Source organism: Citrobacter sp. Cu231 (assembly GCF_030332265.1).
GTDB lineage: Bacteria > Pseudomonadota > Gammaproteobacteria > Enterobacterales > Enterobacteriaceae > Citrobacter > Citrobacter meridianamericanus.
Window position 1 is genome coordinate 153679 of the sequence record NZ_JAOWIE010000046.1, and the last position, 19062, is coordinate 172740.

Annotated in this window: 14 protein-coding genes and 1 tRNA gene; 6 read left to right on the forward strand and 9 right to left on the reverse strand. The window is 46.1% G+C overall.

From position 1 onward, the window contains the following. Nucleotides 1-15 precede the first annotated feature (15 nt). Nucleotides 16-780: a gluconate 5-dehydrogenase gene (idnO, locus tag OGY15_RS20535; RefSeq protein ID WP_151217473.1), complete on the reverse strand. Its 765-nt coding sequence runs from the start codon at nt 778-780 to the stop codon at nt 16-18. An 11-nt stretch (nt 781-791) separates the two neighbouring features. Next, nucleotides 792-1835 (reverse strand): L-idonate 5-dehydrogenase, encoded by a 1044-nt coding sequence (idnD, locus tag OGY15_RS20540; RefSeq protein ID WP_286540878.1) that lies wholly within the window; start codon nt 1833-1835, stop codon nt 792-794. A 217-nt stretch (nt 1836-2052) separates the two neighbouring features. Between idnD and idnK the strand changes: the two genes are divergently transcribed. After that, nucleotides 2053-2574 (forward strand): gluconokinase, encoded by a 522-nt coding sequence (gene idnK, locus OGY15_RS20545; protein ID WP_151217477.1) that lies wholly within the window; start codon nt 2053-2055, stop codon nt 2572-2574. A 30-nt stretch (nt 2575-2604) separates the two neighbouring features. Here the strand turns inward: idnK and ahr are convergent, their stop codons facing one another. Beyond that, nucleotides 2605-3624, reverse strand: a complete 1020-nt coding sequence (gene ahr, locus OGY15_RS20550; protein ID WP_286540880.1) for an NADPH-dependent aldehyde reductase Ahr — start codon at nt 3622-3624, stop codon at nt 2605-2607. A 220-nt stretch (nt 3625-3844) separates the two neighbouring features. On the opposite strand from ahr, the gene OGY15_RS20555 reads away from it, so the two are divergent. The 5 genes from OGY15_RS20555 (at nt 3845) to OGY15_RS20575 (ending at nt 7893) form a co-directional block, all read left to right on the forward strand. Continuing rightward, nucleotides 3845-3929 (forward strand) — tRNA-Leu (locus OGY15_RS20555). Nucleotides 3930-4127: 198 nt separating this feature from the next. After that, on the forward strand, nt 4128-5378 hold the full coding sequence (locus OGY15_RS20560) for a tyrosine-type recombinase/integrase (protein WP_286540882.1): 1251 nt from the start codon (nt 4128-4130) through the stop codon (nt 5376-5378). Nucleotides 5379-5611: 233 nt separating this feature from the next. Then, on the forward strand, nt 5612-5785 hold the full coding sequence (locus tag OGY15_RS20565) for a hypothetical protein (RefSeq protein WP_158698693.1): 174 nt from the start codon (nt 5612-5614) through the stop codon (nt 5783-5785). A gap of 33 nt (nt 5786-5818) precedes the next feature. After that, on the forward strand, nt 5819-6409 hold the full coding sequence (locus OGY15_RS20570) for a restriction endonuclease subunit S (protein WP_032737071.1): 591 nt from the start codon (nt 5819-5821) through the stop codon (nt 6407-6409). Nucleotides 6410-6411: 2 nt separating this feature from the next. Continuing rightward, a complete protein-coding gene (locus OGY15_RS20575; RefSeq protein WP_286540885.1) occupies nt 6412-7893 on the forward strand; it encodes a type I restriction-modification system subunit M in 1482 nt (493 codons plus the stop codon). 61 nt (nt 7894-7954) lie between these two features. Here the strand turns inward: OGY15_RS20575 and OGY15_RS20580 are convergent, their stop codons facing one another. From OGY15_RS20580 to OGY15_RS20605, 6 genes are read right to left on the reverse strand one after another with little or no spacing between them, the layout of a single operon-like run. Beyond that, nucleotides 7955-8668: a M48 family metallopeptidase gene (locus OGY15_RS20580; RefSeq protein WP_023296950.1), complete on the reverse strand. Its 714-nt coding sequence runs from the start codon at nt 8666-8668 to the stop codon at nt 7955-7957. Then, a complete protein-coding gene (locus tag OGY15_RS20585) occupies nt 8668-11763 on the reverse strand; it encodes a type I restriction endonuclease subunit R (protein ID WP_023296951.1) in 3096 nt (1031 codons plus the stop codon). Before OGY15_RS20585 ends, OGY15_RS20580 begins: the two co-directional genes overlap by 1 nt. Further along, nucleotides 11760-13784, reverse strand: coding sequence for a DUF262 domain-containing protein (locus tag OGY15_RS20590; RefSeq protein ID WP_286540889.1), 2025 nt, complete (start codon nt 13782-13784; stop codon nt 11760-11762). The genes OGY15_RS20585 and OGY15_RS20590 overlap by 4 nt, the downstream gene beginning before the upstream one ends. After that, nucleotides 13777-15210: a DUF262 domain-containing protein gene (locus OGY15_RS20595; RefSeq protein WP_023296953.1), complete on the reverse strand. Its 1434-nt coding sequence runs from the start codon at nt 15208-15210 to the stop codon at nt 13777-13779. The genes OGY15_RS20590 and OGY15_RS20595 overlap by 8 nt, the downstream gene beginning before the upstream one ends. Beyond that, nucleotides 15207-16571, reverse strand: a complete 1365-nt coding sequence (locus OGY15_RS20600; RefSeq protein WP_286540890.1) for a restriction endonuclease subunit S — start codon at nt 16569-16571, stop codon at nt 15207-15209. Before OGY15_RS20600 ends, OGY15_RS20595 begins: the two co-directional genes overlap by 4 nt. Then, entirely contained in the window at nt 16568-19030 is a 2463-nt protein-coding gene (locus OGY15_RS20605) for a type I restriction-modification system subunit M (protein WP_023296955.1), read from the reverse strand. The genes OGY15_RS20600 and OGY15_RS20605 overlap by 4 nt, the downstream gene beginning before the upstream one ends. Nucleotides 19031-19062: the final 32 nt, after the last annotated feature.

The window sequence follows — 19062 nt, forward strand, 5'->3', positions numbered from 1 at the left end:
TGATGTTGCGTTGTATCAGACGGCGACGAGCATGCCGCCATCGACAAACAACAGGTGCCCGTTAACAAAATCGGATGCTTTAGAAGAGAGGAATACCGCCGCGCCGATCAGCTCCTGCGGATCGCCCCAGCGTGCGGCTGGCGTACGTTTGCACAGCCAGGAAGTGAAGGCTTCATCCTCGACCAGCGCTTTGGTCATTTCGGTTTTAAAGTAGCCCGGGGCGATACCGTTGACCTGGATATTATGGCGCGCCAGCTCAACGCACATTCCGCGGGTGAGCATTTTTACCGCGCCTTTAGAGGCGGCGTACGGCGTGATGGTGTCGCGGCCCAGCTCGCTCTGCATGGAGCAGATGTTGATGACCTTCCCGGCCTGACGTTCCACCATGCGACGCGTTACCGCCTGCGAGACCAGGAATACCGCCGTCTGGTTAACGGCAATCACATCGTTCCAGTCCTGTTCCGGGAATTCGGTAAACGGATGGCGACGCTGGATACCGGCGTTATTCACCAGCACATCAATTTGGCCAATGTCTTTTTCGATATGCTCGATGGCGACATCAATGTCCTGTTTATGCGTAACATTGAACGGCGCGGCAACGGCGCGGATCCCTTCCTGCTGCAGTTTAGTGACGGCGGCTTCCGCGCGCTCCGGTGTAATATCATTGACGATAATCTGCGCGCCATATTTACCCAGACCGGTCGCCAGTAAATAACCAATGCCCTGAGCCGAACCGGTGATCAGAATGTTTTTGCCGTCCAGTGAAAAAAGATCGTTCATCATGCTATTCCTTATTTTATGTCTTCGAAAACAAGCTGGACTTTCGCTGCCTGGGTTTTGTCCCCGGCGAAGTTCAGCGCCTGTTCAAGCTCGGTAAACGGATATTCGGCGCTGAGTAACGGCAGTGGATCGATAACATTATTCGCCAGCCACGACACCGCGGTGTTGAACTCGGTGGTAAAGCGGAACGAACCTTTGAGCGCGATCTCTTTGCCGATCAACATCATCATCGGGAAGTCCGGCACCGCGCCGCCCATGCCGACCTGCACCATCACGCCTTTCGCGCGGGTCACTTCCAGACAGGTGGTGATTGAGGACGGATGGCCGGAGACCTCGAAGCTGACGTCGAAGTAGCCTTTCTCTTTTTTCCACTCGTCGAGCGAGTCCTGCTGCGGGTTAATCAGCGTGTCGGCTCCCATTTGTTGCGCCAGCGAGAGCGAACGTGAGCTGATATCCGCACAGACAATCTCTGCCGCGCCGAGCGTTTTCACCGCGCTGACAATCAGACAGCCGATAGGCCCAACGCCGGAGATAAACACGCGCTTGCCCTGCAGGTCGCCCGCTTCATGTGCGGCGTGGATCGCGACCGCCAACGGTTCGGCAAAGGCCATGACTTTTTCATCCGCCTCTTGAGGGTAGGGGACGCACTGCGCAGTATCGACGGTTTTATACTGAGTAAAGCCGCCGTCGACGTGGGGAAAATACATGGCGCTGCCAAAAAAGCGCATTTCCGTACACTGGTTTTCTTCATGCTGAAGACAGTATTTACAGTGGCCGCAGGGCTTCGACGGATTAATCGCCACTGACTGATCTTCAGGTAATTCTTTTGAATCGCTGTGCACTACTTTACCAATAACTTCATGGCCTAAAATCATCGGCGCTTTAACGGTAAAATTACCGACTTTTCCTTCCTGATAATAATGTAAATCGGAACCACAAATACCGCCTCGGGTAATTTTTACCAGCGTCCCTTTATTATTCCATTCTATATTTTGGTCGGTAATGGCAACAGTTTTCTTCCCCGCGACAACGCAGGATTGGGTTTTGACTTGCATAAATGCCTCACTGGTCAGGTAGTAACCTCGGCAGCATTTAAACGGTTTTAATTGTTATTATTTGTGATGCAGGTCACGCTGAGAAATTGTTACACTACAATGTTACGCATAACGTGATGCGCCCTGTAAATCTGTTCAGTCGCGGCGAAAAAAGGTGAATTCTGCAATGTGGAAGGCGTAGTATCGCGCCATGGAATATGAATCAGGAGTTTTTTCAATGGCCGGGGAAAGTTATATTTTGATGGGTGTTTCTGGTAGCGGTAAATCTTTAATTGGTAGCAAAATTGCCGCAGTGTTATCGGCTAAATTTATTGATGGTGACGATCTCCATCCGGCTAAAAATATTGATAAAATGTCTGAAGGTATTCCATTAACCGATGAAGACCGATTGCCGTGGCTAGCGCGATTAAATGACGCCTCATACAGTTTATATAAAAAGAACGAGACCGGGTTTATTGTCTGCTCGTCATTAAAAAAACAGTATCGCGATATATTGCGTCAGGGGAGCCCGAATGTGCATTTTCTGTGGCTGGACGGCGACTACGAGACTATTCTGGCGCGTATGCAGCGTCGGGCAGGGCATTTTATGCCGGTGGGATTACTCAAAAGTCAGTTCGACGCGCTGGAGTGCCCACAGGACGATGAGAAAGATATTGCCCGCATCGATGTAAACCATGACATCGAGCATGTGACGGAACAGTGCCGCCAGGCGGTGCTCGCGTTTCGTCACGGGCAATAAGCCCAGCCCCTTGCGGGACTGAGCCCTGCATCAGAAGTCTGCTTTCAGCACCACGCGATAGCGGGCCTTGCCATCACGCACGTGCTGGATAGCTTCGTTAATTTGCGACATCGGGTACAGCTCGGTGGTAGGCGACACCTTGCTGCGCCCGGCAAACTTCATCAGCTTGCGCAGCTCAGATGGCGTCCCGGTCGCCGAACCGGAGATGCTGCGATCCCCGGCAATTAAGGTAAATGCCGGCACCGGCAGCGGCTTCAGCACTGCACCGACGGTATGGAAGTTACCGCCGTAGGCCAGCGCTTCAAAATAGGGCTGCCAGTCGAGATCGACGTTAACCGTGTTAATGATGAGATCGAACTGGCCCGCCAGCGCTTTTAGCGCATCCGGATCGCGGCTGTTGACCACTTTATCCGCCCCCATCGCCAGCACTTCCTGTTCTTTCGCCGGATTGGAGCTGAATGCGGTCACTTCACAACCCATCGCGTGTAACAGCTTAATGGCGATATGTCCCAGGCCACCGATGCCGATCACCCCAACGCGGCTGGTGGCAGTGATATGGTGCATCAGCAGCGGTTTGAACACCGTGATGCCGCCACACAGCAAGGGACCAGCTGCCGCCAGGTCGATGCTCTCCGGCAAGGGGATCACCCACTGCCAGTCGGCTCGCAGCTTCTCGGCAAAGCCGCCGCGATTGAGAATAGTGGGAACGGACCCTTCCAGACAGTTGATTTGATTGCCGCTGATACAGGCGTCACAATGTCCGCAACTGCGCGCCGTCCAGCCAATCCCAACGAGCTGACCAACCTTCAGACCCTTATCCTGCGCCGCACTGCCGAGCGCTGCCACGCGACCAATCACCTCATGCCCGGCAACCAGCGGATACTGAGAGAATCCCCATTCGTTGTCGATCATCGACAAATCGGAATGGCAGATACCGCAGTAATCGACCTGGACTTCGACATCTTCCGGCTTGAGCTCGCCCGCATCATATTCATAGAGTTCGAGTTCGCTGCCCGCCGCTTTTGCGGCGTAGCTTTTTATCATCGACATCGTGTTTCCCTCAGTGTGGTGTTGAACTGGAAGTGTAGAGCATGGGGAAACGGGACGCTTCGCAGAAGGGGGGATTAAGAAGAGGGCAAACTGTGATGAGGGTTGCAGGTGGGAAAGGTAATGCTGAAATTTTCAACACTTAGCAGGCCAGATACACGCTGGCGCTTGCATGGTGGCGCACGACAGGTATAATCCACAACGTTTTCCGCATCCCTTCCGTGCCGGAGTGGCGAAATCGGTAGACGCAGTTGATTCAAAATCAACCGTAGAAATACGTGCCGGTTCGAGTCCGGCCTTCGGCACCATCGGAACATCAATAGGCGTCAATGGACGTCTTTTTTTGTGCCTGAAATCCAGTATCCGCAAGGCTTTCCTCGCTTTTTCACTCAACCTAAGTCAACCTGATTCAATCTACATCAACTTACTGATGCGGGTACAACTGCGGGTATATCCCGGTTCGATAATGTTTGTACCCACACAGAACTATTGAAAGGATACTCATCATGGCTCTGAGTGATGTGAAGGTTCGTTCGGCTAAGCCTGAAGCAAAAGCCTATAAGCTGACTGATGGTGAAGGTATGGTTTTGCTGGTTCACCCGAACGGTTCCAAATATTGGCGGCTACGTTATCGCTTCGGCGGCAAAGAGAAGATGCTGGCGCTGGGGAAATACCCTGAAGTGTCATTGGCGGATGCCAGGGCACGCCGGGATGAAGCCCGTAAGCTGTTAGCTAATGGCGTCGATCCCAGTGAAAACAAGAAAGCCGTTAAGGTAGAGCAGGAGCAAGAGGCGATAACGTTTGAAGTGGTCGCCAGAGACTGGCATGCCAGCAATCAGAAATGGTCTGCATCGCATAGCGCGCGTGTATTGAAAAGCCTTGAAGATAATCTCTTTGCTGCCATTGGTAAGCGGAACATTGCAGAACTGAAAACGCGAGACCTACTTGCACCCATCAAAGCAGTCGAGTCATCCGGACGGCTCGAAGTTGCCGCCCGTTTACAACAGCGTACTACCGCGATCATGCGCTTTGCTGTGCAGAGCGGTTTAATCGACTACAACCCTGCGCAAGAGATTGCCGGTGCGGTTGCTACGGCGAAAAGACAGCATCGTGCTGCTCTCGAACTGAACCGCATTCCTGAATTACTTCATCGCATAGATCACTATTCTGGCAGACCCTTAACTCGATTGGCTGTTGAACTCACTTTGTTGGTCTTCATCCGTTCAAGTGAGCTGCGTTTTGCCCGCTGGTCAGAAGTGGATTTTGAAACGGCCATGTGGACGATTCCGGGAGAGCGTGAACCGTTGGAAGGCGTCAAACATTCTCAGCGTGGTTCAAAGATGCGGACGCCTCATCTTGTTCCCTTGTCGCGTCAGGCCTTAGCTATTTTGGAAAAGATCAAAAACATGAATGGGAACCGAGAGCTGATCTTTGTGGGCGATCACAATCCACGTAAGCCGATGAGTGAGAATACGGTTAACAAGGCTCTGCGAGTGATGGGCTATGACACGAAAACGGAAGTATGCGGACATGGTTTCAGGACGATGGCATGTAGCTCGTTAATTGAGTCGGGATTGTGGTCGAGGGATGCAGTGGAGCGGCAAATGAGCCACCAGGAACGTAACTCTGTGCGGGCGGCTTATATCCATAAGGCTGAACATCTGGGAGAGAGAAGGTTGATGTTGCAGTGGTGGGCTGATTTTTTGGATGCCAATCGAGAAAGCAGAGAAGAACCGTTTAATTTTCGAAAAAAGTAAAAAAAAAATTGTTCAATTAAAACAGTGACTTTACTCGTTTTTCGGTATGTAACTGGAACAATTACTCACGTAGTAGGCTATGTACTTCTTGCAAAATTTAGTGCACATACGTATATTTACCCTATCGCTAGGTAGTACGCTACCTACGACGATAGGGGAGTGTCCATGTAGTGGGGCTACAGTTCACTCTCATTACTCTGATAGAAATCGCTAATCGAAGAGGAATGAAAAATATGAATACTAAAAAATACCAGCCTACTCTGTTAAATGCAACTGCAAAAAGACTCCGTATGGCACCTTTAGCAATACTTTTATACGTTGTGCCTGCCTTATCATTTCAAATGGACTTGGAAGTTCACTCGGGTGATACGAACATCAAGCAATCAATCACTTTAAAAACTAACTAATGGAGAGGGGAGAGGCTTCTCCCCTAAAAGCCTATGAGCGTTATCGTTAGATTGGAAGAAATTGCAGACATCCGTTTAGGGATGCCGTTTAAAACGGCTATAAAAGACCTTGGCGATGATGGTAAGTGTTATTTAATACAGACGAAAGATATTGATACAGAAGGGCTTTTGCGTATGGATGAACTTGCCAGAGTATCTCCTCCGGTTGACCCTAAAAAACACTATCTCCAGGCCGGGGACATTCTTCTACGCTTGAGGGGGCCAGTTTTTGCAGCTGGAATGTTTACGGGTTCAAAAAAACTACCTAGTGTTACAAGTAATCAAAACGCAATAATTAAATGCAAAGAGAATAATGTTTTACCTGATTATTTACAATGGTACATTAATTCACCTTTAGGTCAGGATTATTTTAACAGGATGAGTGAGGGGACTAACATCACTAAAGTTAGCTTGAAAACCCTTTCTGATATGGAGATTAAATTGCCTCCTATAGAGGTTCAAAATAATATCGTTAGAATAAAAAATAACTGGGAAAAGCAAAGGGATATTCATAGGAAGATTATCAATAATGGTAACTTACTCTACCTCAATATTTGCTTCAAACTGCTTAAAGAAGGTAATTAACTATGTCAACAGTTGATGATAAAGAAATTAAAAATGTTGTTTGGGACATATTCAGTGTTTACAGAGGAAGTTTGGATTCTATACAGTTCCTTGATTACATGCTTTCTTTGTTATTTCTAAAGTATGTATCTGATTTAATATGTGATATCCATGAAGATAGAGTGGTTGATGATGACTTGAAATTAAAGGTGCTGTTGTCTAATACCCCTGAGGATATGAGTTTCAATTATATATATTCAGGTGTTAATGATAGAGGGATAGGTGAAAGGATTAATACAGCACTCAGCTATTATGATGAAGCTATTTTTCAGAAATTGTACAAATGTGAAAGAGATGTCTTTAGTGATATAGACTTTACATCTGACAAGCTTGGACCTCGTAAAGAGAGAGAGGCTTTTTTAAGTGAGTTAATGCATGCCCTCAATTCTAAAGTCTTTCAATTTGATAGTTACAATAATGGCCATGATAGAATAAAGGCAATATGTGGTTTTTTATTTGAGAAAGTTGCATCTGATGCAGGTCTAAGAGGTGGTGGTTTTTATACGCCATATGGCGTCTCGGTATTGTTATCTAAGTTGGTTACACCCGTTCCAGGTGATTCGATTTATGATCCAGCATGCGGCACTGGCTCACTTTTATTAAGAGCTATGCAAGAAATAGCATATCGTAATCAGTTTCAGGATTATAAATTATATGGCCAAGAGATATTGAAGTCATCATGGAATGTTGCTTGTATTAATATGTTTTTACATGGTGTGTACTCCTGTAGCATAAAATGGGGCGACGTTCTGCTGGATCCTAAATTTCATGACTCTAAAGGCGAACTAGAAAAGTTTGACGTTGTACTTTCAAACCCACCATTTTCAGTATCCAATTGGGGATATGAAGAGGCATTAAAAGACAGATTTGGTCGGTTTGGTTTAGGAATTCCGCCACAATCCAAAGCGGATTATGCATTTATTTTGCATATGATTGCATCTATGAAAGATAAGACAGGGCGAATGGCACTTGTTGCCCCACATGGGGTTTTATTTCGAGGTGCTAGTGAAGCTTTGATTAGAGAGAATTTAATTAAAGAGAATCTGTTGGATGCTGTTATTGGTCTTCCTGAACGTTTATTTTCGTCAACTAATATACCAACGGTGATTTTGATTTTCAAAAAAAATAGAAATGATTCAAATGTATTGTTTATTGACTCAACTATGTTTTTCTTAAAATCAAAGGGACGGAATTATTTAACTGTCGAAAATATTGAACAAATATCTGATATTTATCATAAAAGACATGATGTGGAAAATATTTCACGCGTTGTCAGTTTTAGTGAAATTAAGGCTAATGACTATAATCTCAATATTACCAGATATGTAAAGCGTGAAGAGGAAACTCAAGATATTGATCTATACTCTTTAATCTATGAACAAGAAAAATTGCAAGAAGAGCTTCGTTCTTTAGAAAAAGATATGAAATTGTATATCCATTTTTAAGTGTTTGGCTAGTACCTATCGGTACTAGCTTTTTTAATATTATTAATTAAATATATTGGCTTTAATATGACCAATGATTATAAGCCAAGGGCATTTTATTCAACTTAGCTCTGTGTTCACGCCAGTTTGGCAAATGAATACTCATCAGGCCGATAAAACGCTCATTGTGCTTGCGTTCGTGTAGATGAACTAGCTCGTGAACCACAATGAATTCAAGGCATTCAGGTGGTTTTTTTACCAGTTCGAGATTGATCCAGATACGTGCGGTTTGGGGGTTACAGCTACCCCATTTAGTCTTCATTCGTTTGATGCCAACATAACTGGCTGCAACTTTAATTTCCTGCTGCCATTTTGCCATTAACTTAGGCAGTCTTTGTTTTAAAATACCACGATACCACTGGTTGAGAACCGCTTCCCGCTGGGCCGTATCATAATGTGGAGGTACTTTCATGCGTATCCAACCACCCTGAAGTTTCACTTCAGCGGGCTTATCTACTAAAACTACATCCAGCCGATATCCTCTTCCCCAAAGATAGTGTGTTTCGCCACTACACATTTCTCGTTCACTCTGGCGCGGCTGAGCCTGAAATTGTGCTTGCTGCTGTCGGATCCATACTAGCCTTCTGACAACAGCCATCCTGATAGCTGTGTCTGACAGTGAGACGGGAGCCGATACTCTTACTCGGCCATCCGGAGGAAGTACGCTGATATGCAAGTTTTTGATTGGCTTACGCTGTAAATCTAGAGTGAGCTCACCAAATGTAACCAATGGCATCAGAGGTACTCCTTCTGTGCCTTCACCAGGGCCATTACATCGGCGACCGTCACTGAATAGCCTTCGATCTCTTCAGCGATAGCGAAACTAATCTCGCGTTCTTTAAAACGATCCCCATACCAGTCGGCCTTTTTGGTGTGACGCACTGCAGTATCTATCTTTATCACCAAGACTTCATCCTGCCCGAGGTTGTCATACAACGCTTTCTTAGCGAGAGTATCAATGCTCACTGGATAAGAATTTTTACTTCCAGATTGCGGATGTTTTACCTGCTTTGCAAGTTCGCGTACCTGTTCTAGGTACTCCTGATAGGAGATAGCCTGTTGACGACGAAGGGCGATCAGTTCATCAAGCAATACCGACATTTTTTCGTAGTATTTCGGGTTGACGGGGTTTTCATCAACAATAGTTCTGCGAACGTTATTTTCAATCGCTTCAGCCATCGCCTCCTGGTTACCACGCATGTCGGCTGGAAGTCCATCCAGTGCTTCTTCTCCGCGTTCAATAATCAACTCAAGCAGCCCTAGTTCCTCAAAATCCATAAGGGTTTCACTAGGATCGGCATCAACCCAAAGATCCAGCATCTGCCGCATACCTGGCTCGAACTGCTTCATGTCCACGAAATCGCCACTGGCTATTTTTATTTCGTCGCGGACTTTTGTATAAAACTCAACATCAATACGGATTTGATTTGCCTGCTGCTCGCTATAACCAGCATCTGTTAGCTCACCTGCCAGATTGGTAAAAGCGCGGATAAGCTTCGCCACTGATTGATACAATGTCAGACGTAAAGCTTCTTTCTCAGATAACTGCTCTATCGATGCTCCTGTTTCCCCACAGAAATAATGCTGATAATCAAGTTGATTGCGTGGCATTTTTACTGGTTCGCAAAGGGTGCGAACGGCATCCAGAGCACCATCAAGATCGATTTTGGCTTCTTGCAATCGATCTTTCAGTAAACCGGCTACATCTTCTTTGTCGTAGCCGTCAAAGGCTTCTGCGGTGTAGTCCTGCACTGTTTTTTCCAATGAGCGGAAAAGGTCTTTATAGTCGACAATATAGCCGTATTCTTTATCTTCACCATCCAACCGGTTAACGCGACATATCGCCTGGAAAAGGTTGTGATCGGCCATTTTCTTGTCAATATAGAGGTATGTGGCTGACGGAGCATCAAAACCAGTCAATAACTTATCAACGACTATCAGAAGGCGCATCTGGCCTGGTTCTTTGATGAAGCGTTGTTTGACCTCTTTTTCGAAATCACTCACTCGTTTGGCTGCTTCAGCCTCAGGCTGTTCAAAATACTCCGCAAGCATTTTGCGATAGATGTTGTACTTGGCCAGTTTCTCAGTCAGTCCTTCGCCGCTCTCCTCGCCTTTAATCTCACTGGCATTTGGCTGGTAGCTCGTCACAATCGCACATTTACCGGCAAAACCAGCTTCACTAAACATCTCATAGCATTTGCAGGCCTGATAGACACTGGAACAAACCAGCATGGCGTTACCACGGCCGTCGGCGAGCCGTGGTTTTTGTTCGAAATCGAGAAGGATGTCCGCGACAATCTGTTCTAGTCGCGAGCGGCTCGACAATAGCTTCTGCATTGATGCCCATTTCTGCTTGAGTTGCTGCTGGCCAAGACGAGAAAGTTTAGATGTCTTAGCATCAAACCACTGGTCGACTTTTTTCTGAGATTTGACCCGCTGATCGATGTCACGAGCTTCGTAGCGCAAGTCCAGAACAACCCCATCATTTACTGCTTCATCGAATTTATAAGTGTGGATATAAGGCCCGAAGACCTCCACTGACTTCTTCTTATCTTTCTTCATCAGCGGGGTACCGGTGAAACCGATAAATTGTGCATCTGGCAAAATGCTTGTCATTGCCAAATGCAATTTGCCGGATTGGGTTCGGTGGCACTCATCCACAAACACGAATAATTTTCCCTTCGGACTAAAATCGGCAGGGATATTTCGTTTCATTTGTTCTATAAAATCGTCAGTGTCAGCGTCTTTGTCATCCTCCTCCTGACGACCAAATTTATGTACGAGTGAGCATATAAGCCAGGGCTTGGTTTGATTCAGGCGAGTCACCAGATCCGCGCCGCTCCTGGTGCGAAGGATGTCTTCTTCCACGCCGTTAAACACTTTCTCGATCTGTTCATCAAGTTCTGTACGGTCGGTAATGATCAAAACTCGGCTGTCGGTAATATTTTCTCTGATCCATTTTGCCAGCCAAACCATTGTCAGGCTTTTACCGCTGCCCTGGGTATGCCAGATAATCCCGCCTTCATTGCGTTGAATAAACGGTTTCGTTGCAGTGACGCCAAAATATTGGTTATGACGGCAGGTTTTCTTCACTCCAGCATCGAAAACAATAAAGTCGTGGATTAATTCCAGCAGGCGCTGTTTATTGCATATCTGAGCCAGGTGACGATCAAGCATGTTGGTGTGAGGTGATACAGCGGCTTCTTTCCATTGAAGGTAATATTTCTCCGGCGTTTCGATTACACCATAGCGAAGCCCTTCTAAATCATTACCGGCCATCACCAGTTGGATGGTAGTGAAGAAGTTGCGGATGAAGGCTTTTTGCTGATTATCGAGGTTTTGGCGGATGCCCTCTGAAACTGACACTGTAGAACGTTTCAGCTCAATTACACCAAGCGCAATGCCGTTAACATACAGCACCAAATCCGGGCGCTTTTTATTTTCGCCGTTGTAGGTTACTTCTTCAGCTATAGCAAAATCATTGGCTTCTGGATTTTTCCAGTCGACCAACCAGACAGTCTGATTTTGCTCACCGGCACCTTCTTTATCCTTCACGCCGTAACGTAGCAGGCGATACACCTCTTTGTTTGCATCATAGAGGATACGACCTTCGCCGAGGCTTGCGGCTCGATCCAGTTGCCGTAATGCTCGGGCGATTAGGACTTCTGAAACGCCGCGCTTTGTTAACCAGGCAGAAACTAGGCTTGGTTCGATGTTCTGGTTGTCTTCTCTTTTGTGCCAGTTACCAAGATAGTGATAACCGAGATGATCGGTGAATAACTGGATAACACGTTTTTGTGTCATGCGTTCACGTTGACCAACACTGTTCATAACACCTCCTTAAATACGCTATCACTACCACTGGTTAACACTGCCAGCATTTCCGCTTCGTGAGTGGCGATTTCATCTTCCCCCCACTTATTGTTCTTTTTCATCAGCTCGATCATGGCGAGCAGTTTCAGACTATCGATTTCATCCCGTTCGAGACTCGCTTCGAAGTGCTCCTGCTTTTGTTTTGGCTGGAAATTACTCAGTCGCGAATTTTTGCTGTGGCTAATCAGACAGAGGTTGCCGAAGGAGTGCAACGATGTATCTGGTAATGTCCTAGAGCTATCTATGGGATGTTGAGGGTAGAAATGCTCTACCGAACTTCGGAAGGTAAATTCAAAGCGTTTGACTACTTCAGCTTTATGTCTGTCACGACACCAGAGTAAGTAGTCCAGGTAGTTGAATACCAGGTTGTTTGCTATCACCCCAAAGCGCATCTTCTTCTGAATCTTGTCCGGCAGTACCGCAGGCTGGAGATGTGCCTCTTTACCGTAGATAATCTCAAAATATGATTTCGGTTCTTGCTCTGTCAGGAAGTTTTGAAAGACAAACGCGGAGGCGAGATGTTTCAGATACTCGAGGTACTTTCTTGCATCTATCAGGTTTTCAGCGGAATGGGAATTAAACAGATAATACAAAGCTCCATTCAACCAGTGTTTATAAACCAGAGTAGGGGTTGAAACATGGAATGCGGAAAGTAGCATCAGAATCTGTCGGTTGATGTCTACATAGCTACCATCATCTTCATTAAACGTATTGGTATAGCTGGTGCTCTTTTCCGAATACCAACGCAGGCGCTTCAAACTCCAGCCATCGCTACCTTTGGCGAACTCTCGTTTTATCACGAACTGATCAAAAAGATATTTGCATTTGAGAAGTGCAAAGACGAAATCCTGTACCGCTTTAACCGGTTCATTCTGCTTTAACAGCCGAAGTTCGAACTGTTCGATTAATTGTTTGTCGTCAAGCGGAACATCTACTCTGTTCTTGCCTATGTTGCTGCAGACACGCAACACATGGAGCAGGAAGTTGGAGAAGTTGATAACACTATTAAAACGCTCTGAGCTACCTTCATCTTCTTCACCTCTATCACCACTGAAGTTTGAAGATGACTTGATAATGTCAGCCAGTGTGCGGTTTGTTTGGTTTTCTCTTGTGCCAAGCTCCGAAGCCGGTGGGATAAGCATGTCAGCTAGGGAATTAAAATCAGCAGGCACAAATTGTCCCCAATTTTGCTGCCCAAATAATTGATGACGTTCGGCTGGTGTAAAACCGTACTGGACATAACGTTCCATGTTAGAGCAAGCATCCCAAACTCGTGAGAGGGTGTTCAGGCTGCTCTGCCGAGCTTGCTGGTCCGCTATCTCGTTGAGCACAGCCATCAGTCGCGCTTTCACCACTTCATGTTTTTCAAGTTGCTCGCCTCGGTTGTTCATCACCTCAAAAAAATGATTGAGGTCGGTATCAGCAGGCACTTCTATTCGGGCAATTTGTACATGGTCGAACAGATAGGTACAAAAATGAGTTAATGACTCGCCAACTAGTTTCAAGTCGCGTAGTACCTTGCCAATAAGTTCATAGCCATTGATCAGTCCCTCGTTAAATTCCTTGCTCCGCAGTTTATGCGGTTCCACACCTTGCCAGAGTCGAGCAAAGGTTTCGCCAGACTTGGGTCTGCTCTCAAACCCTAAGTTAATCCCTTGGTACCAGCTCATATCCAGCGTGGGTCCCGCATGTTTTTTTAACCAGCTAGCAAGAAGGGATAGGGTAGTGAAACGCTGCTGCCCGTCGATTATCTCTGACTGCCCATCAGGGCGAGTGAACACCACCAAAGTACCGATGTAGTAAGTTTGAGGGAGAGGGCTATGCAGGCTTTTTTGCTGGTAGTCGAGTATGTCCTGCACAAGTTGAGTGATCTCACCTTCTCCCCAGGCATAGTTACGCTGGTACATGGGGATAAGATAACGAGATGCATCACCCAGTAATGATCTGACCGTAAAGGATGTTACCTTTGCATCACTCATAGTAGTTCATCTCCTTGAACAGCCTCACCAGCTCGTCTTGCTCATGGTTACCGGTACGGCGGTTATTATTATTTTCTGAAGCCCGAATTGTGAGTAATGGTATAGATAGCACATCACCAGGTACTCTGGCTTCTTTGATTACCCGGAACAGATTATTTTCCAGCACGTACTTATCCATAGTTGCTAGCTGTACCACCTGCTGTCGGATTCGGCATCTGTAGGCCCAGATAAAGCTTTTTTCAATCGCTGCAGATAACGACTGCCCACCAAATTTGTCGATATAAAAGATCAGGGCACAATCAAACATAGTGCGTATATATTGATCCCCTGTTCGATAGCGATTGCGATAGCTATTTAACGTTCTTAGTATCTGAGTTGCCATTTCACCAAGGATTACGCCCTGAATCATTAACGGCTTTTGAGTATGAGTGCTGGCATGTTCACTGGCGATAATTGCCGATACCTGTTGCTGGTAGTGTTCTGCCATTTCGAAAAAGCGTCTTCCATTGATAATCATCTGATCGAGATGGAAAGGAAAACGCATTTTCTGGCCATCAATCTTGCGCTGGTACTGATTGTTATAGTCATCTACAAAATGGTGAGCTATGCGCAAAGATTCCACATAAGGGAACTGACCAATCTGATCAAGGTTGATTCCTTTGAATAGGCCGACTTCATCCTTACCAAAGAAACGAGCTGAATTTCCCTGCGACCACTGACGTACTCTATAGAGATAGGCTGCGAAAAGATTAGCTAAATCATCGCTAGCTAATCTTTCCCAATGGGCAACGGATGCAGCTTTCAGTTCAACCTCATGGCTGGCGAATTCACGTAGATGGAATGCTTTAAGAAGGTCGTGGGGATCCAAATCTCGCCCTCGGGCATTTTGTGAGTCGAAGAACTGAAAGGCTTCAGACAGGTCAGTCAGCACAAAGGCCACCAACTGACAGCGGTTGAGGAGAAAATCAATATGTTGCTCGCTGAATTCTCGATGGCTAACCCTACGTTTTAGCTCCTGATAATTCTGGTACAGATTGTATTCCGATACCTGACTGGCAAAGCGTTGCCGTCCCATAAAACCTTCAACGGAGGGCTTTAGCTGGGTTAGCGCTTCCTGCAAATCCTGACGTTCCAACTCAGCAAGTCGGGTTTCGATAATGGCCCATACTGCCAGTATTAATGTCAAAGTTCGTTGCTGACCATCGACGATATTCAGTCTATGTTCTTCATTGCTCTCAGGCTGATGAAACACTACTGAGCCCAAGCGGTAGGCCGATTTATCAAGATGACTGTTTATGTCCGCAAACAGTTCGCTGATATTTTTTACCGTCCATTTATAAGGACGCTGATAGGCCGGAATGGATACGTCAGTCAGGCTCAGTAGACCCTTGACCGACAGAACTGTCTTATCAAGGGCATGTTTCATGGCTGCTGTTCCAACGGTAAACGGATACGGCCAGTCAGCAGCTGCTGCATCATGCCCTGTTTTATATCGCGGAACTTGGCGAGTTTTCGTTCTAGCGCTGTGAGCTCAGCATCCATATCTGAAAGAATGGTGGCTATGGCGGTTTGCTCTTCTACCATATTAGGAATATATAATGGAATCGTTCTCAGTAGCCCGCCGGTATAACTTAGCTGCTTAGTCCCTTGGCAATATTTAAATGCTAATGCCTCACCATTGTATACATACCAATGATAGAGATATGCTGAAAGCAATTTTTCATTTGGGTATATAGCCATGCAAGATTGATTTGTCGCTGCTGGTTGTCCTACAATCCCACAGGCTCCTCTCGTACCCGCAGCCTCCAAACCGGTAATAGCCATTAAGAAGGTTCCTGCTGGATGTATTTTTAGATTTGAGCGCTTAACTGCTTCATCACTTATTTTTTCTAATGTATCATTAATAACACAATAGTTTAATTCACCACTGGTAATCCATTTATTCCTGCCTTTATAAAAATTTTTATTACCACGATAGGGAGTAGCTCCGCTGGAGCAGGATTCAATGAGATCATCGAATGTGTACACATCCCAATCTTCGGGAATTAGACCCAATTCGCTTGATTTATAACCTTTGAGTGTGCCATTAGAATGTTTAGCAAACTGCGGTAGGCGAGTGCGACCAGTCATCAGTTGCTGCATAGTAGCGGTTTTGATGGCCTGTTTTTTAGTGATTAACTTCTCAAACTCGGTAATTAGGTCATCAATATCGGATAGCACATTACCAATGGCGATCTGTTCTTTTAGCGAACTTGGTAAGGCAAGAGAGAAATGTCTTAGTGTTGCTATTGTTATTTCTTGGAGAGCCGATCCGTTCATAGATGCGAGGAATCGGTCTGCTGAATCTTTACAGGATAAATATTGTTTTACATATCTTGAATCATATGTGCTCTTTGGTGCAATTAACGCCACACCTCTCGTGAGATTTGCACCTTGAGTATATTTATCAACAATAGCTATCTCGCCGACCTTACCTCGAAGGGGAATTAAAATATCATCCTTCTGAAGTATTGTTCTACGATAAGATTCACTGATTTTTTCTGATGTTGTTATTAGGTTATCAGTTTGGATTTTTCCGTTTGATATATCGACAACTCTAATGCAGGGGATACCATTAGCTACAGAAGGACCAGTTTGCACGATTCCATAGGAGATTGGCCTTTTAGGTTCAGTAATCATTGATAACGGCTCAACAGCCCAATCCTCGGGAATTACACCCACTTCCGTAATTTTAAATCCTGCAGGAATTTGTTTGTCGGTATGCATATTACTCTGATTCTCCATCATACCCACTCCAGCCCCATCATCTTCAGATGAGCTGCAACTCTTGACTCTAGTTCAGTAACATTTTGAGTAAGAACGGGCAAAGATACGCTATAGCGCTCCTCCAGTTCTTTAACTCGTTTGGCCAGCCGCTGTGTGACACGCTCAATCTCCGCTTCCAGAGCACTAGTCAGACTTGCTTTCCATTTATCCTGTACCACCAGAATTTTTATTTCGTTATCAGTGAGCTTTGGATAATAAGCGAATACAGCAAGATCCAGTTTTTCCTCTGCTTCTTTATGCGCTTTTTTGGCTTTGGTTTCAGAATCAAACAATTCCTGAGCAGATTTCAGTACTGCCTTTTCTTCTTTATCTGTGGCAATTTTAAGTCGTGCCTTAACGCTGGCAGCAGTCACTTTCTCTTTGTCGTTCATTGCATCAGCAAGTAACCCATCTTCACCGCTGTTTTCTTCAAGGAAACTTTCAAGTGCTTGGGTAGCTTCATCATAAACGACCTGAAGTTGATCAAGTTCCAGCTTCTCGTTAGCAAAATAACGAGCCACTAAAAGTGCTGGCGGCAAAATTTCAGCCTTATACTTTTTCTTGCCTATTACCAGATCAGGAGTTTCTTTGAGTTTTTCGCCTTTTTCCACAACCAACTCACGTAGTACTTTGCCGGCTTGCCAGCCATCCTGGCTCAGGACATAAACGTCGTCCTGCATCACATCCATCCAGTAGTCCATTAGTAACTGATAGATAGCGTAGTTCTCGATCAACGGAGTGTCAGCAGTGGCTTCAGACGCATATGCAGAGAGAAGTCGCTCGCCAATTTCTTCAATTAACTGTTTCGGTGAGTCCCCACGAGCAATTTCTTCAAGCTGACAACCTGCAAACCACTTTTCAAAGGGGATCAGTGCCCCGGCTCTGAAAGCGGCAAATTCTGGATGCGCCAGAATAGCGCTCTTAACTTTACCTGCTTCGACTCGAGCATCGCTGTAACCAGGCTGGGCAGGTTCGAACAGATCCTGACGTAAAGTCGGGAAAATTTTCCAGTAAGTACTGAGAGCATCAATATCGCGATCGGGAATACCTCCAGCCAAATGGCCAGAAAGGTCGTGCAGATCTTCAGGATCACTGCTGTCGATATAGCGAGGGATATTGAGGTTGAAGTCGTTGGCCGCAATTTCTGAGAGCGGTACCATGCGGCTGAAACGGGGGATTTCCTGCTCGCGATTAAACGCATCGACAATTTTATGGATGTCCTGGGCGCGCAGGCGATTTTTATTGCCGTCTTTAATAAAGCCCTTACTGGCATCGATCATAAAGATGCCTTGCTGACTCTCGCCATTAGCGTTGAACGCTCGGAGCTGGGCATCTTCTTTATCGATGACAATGATGCATGCTGGGATACCCGTGCCGTAAAACAAGTTAGCGGGCAGGCCAATGATGCCTTTGATGTAGCCCTGCTTGAGTAGATTTTCACGAATACGTGCTTCAGCATTGCCACGGAACAGAACGCCGTGAGGCAGGATCACTGCGCCTTTACCGGTGCTCTTGAGGCTCTTGATGATGTGCAGCAGGAAAGCGTAGTCGCCGTTCTTTTCAGGTGGAGTTCCCCAGACAAAACGGTCAAAAGTATCATTCGCAGCATCTAGCCCGCTGGTCCAGTTCTTGTTGGAGAAAGGGGGGTTGGCTACAGCAAAGTCGAAGGTTTTCAGATTTTCGTTGCCATCCTTCCAGTGTGGATCGGCCAGGGTGTTACCTTTCCAGATTTTAGCGGTGGCGTTGTCATGCAGGATCATGTTCATGCGTGCCAGTGCGCTGGTCGCATAATCCATCTCTTGCCCATAGATGGTTAGCCCCTTGGGACCTGCTTCGTCACTGGCTTTCAACAACAATGAGCCTGAACCACAGGTAGGGTCATAAACGGTAGCATCCTGTGGTGTCTGTTTGCTGATACCAATCACTTTCGCCAAAATGCGTGACACCTCTCCAGGGGTATAAAACTGCCCCTTAGATTTACCTGACTCTGTAGCAAAGTGACGCATCAAATATTCGTACGCATCACCCAGCAGATCGTCTCCGTCAACACGGTTGGCTGAGAGATCCAACCCCTCGAATATTGCCACCAGCTTGGAAAGGCGGTCGATCATCTCCTTGCCTTTACCCAGCTTGTCTTCATCATTGAAGTCGGCAATGTCTATAACACCTTTCAGGTCATTAGCTTCAGCGAGTAATCTGATGGTTTTGTTAATTTTTTCGCCAATCTCTTTGTTGCCCTTGAGAGCAATCATATCGTCGAAACTTGCACCTTCCGGCACTTCAATCATCGCGTAAGGGTTACCCTTAGCTTTGTCAGAGACGTACTTCATAAACAGTAGGGTCAACACATAGTCTTTGTACTGTGAAGCATCCATTCCGCCACGTAACTCGTCGCAGCTCGCCCAAAGGGAGGAGTAAAGTTCGTTCTTCTTGATAGCCATATGGTGTCCGGTGAAAACAATACTGAGAACGC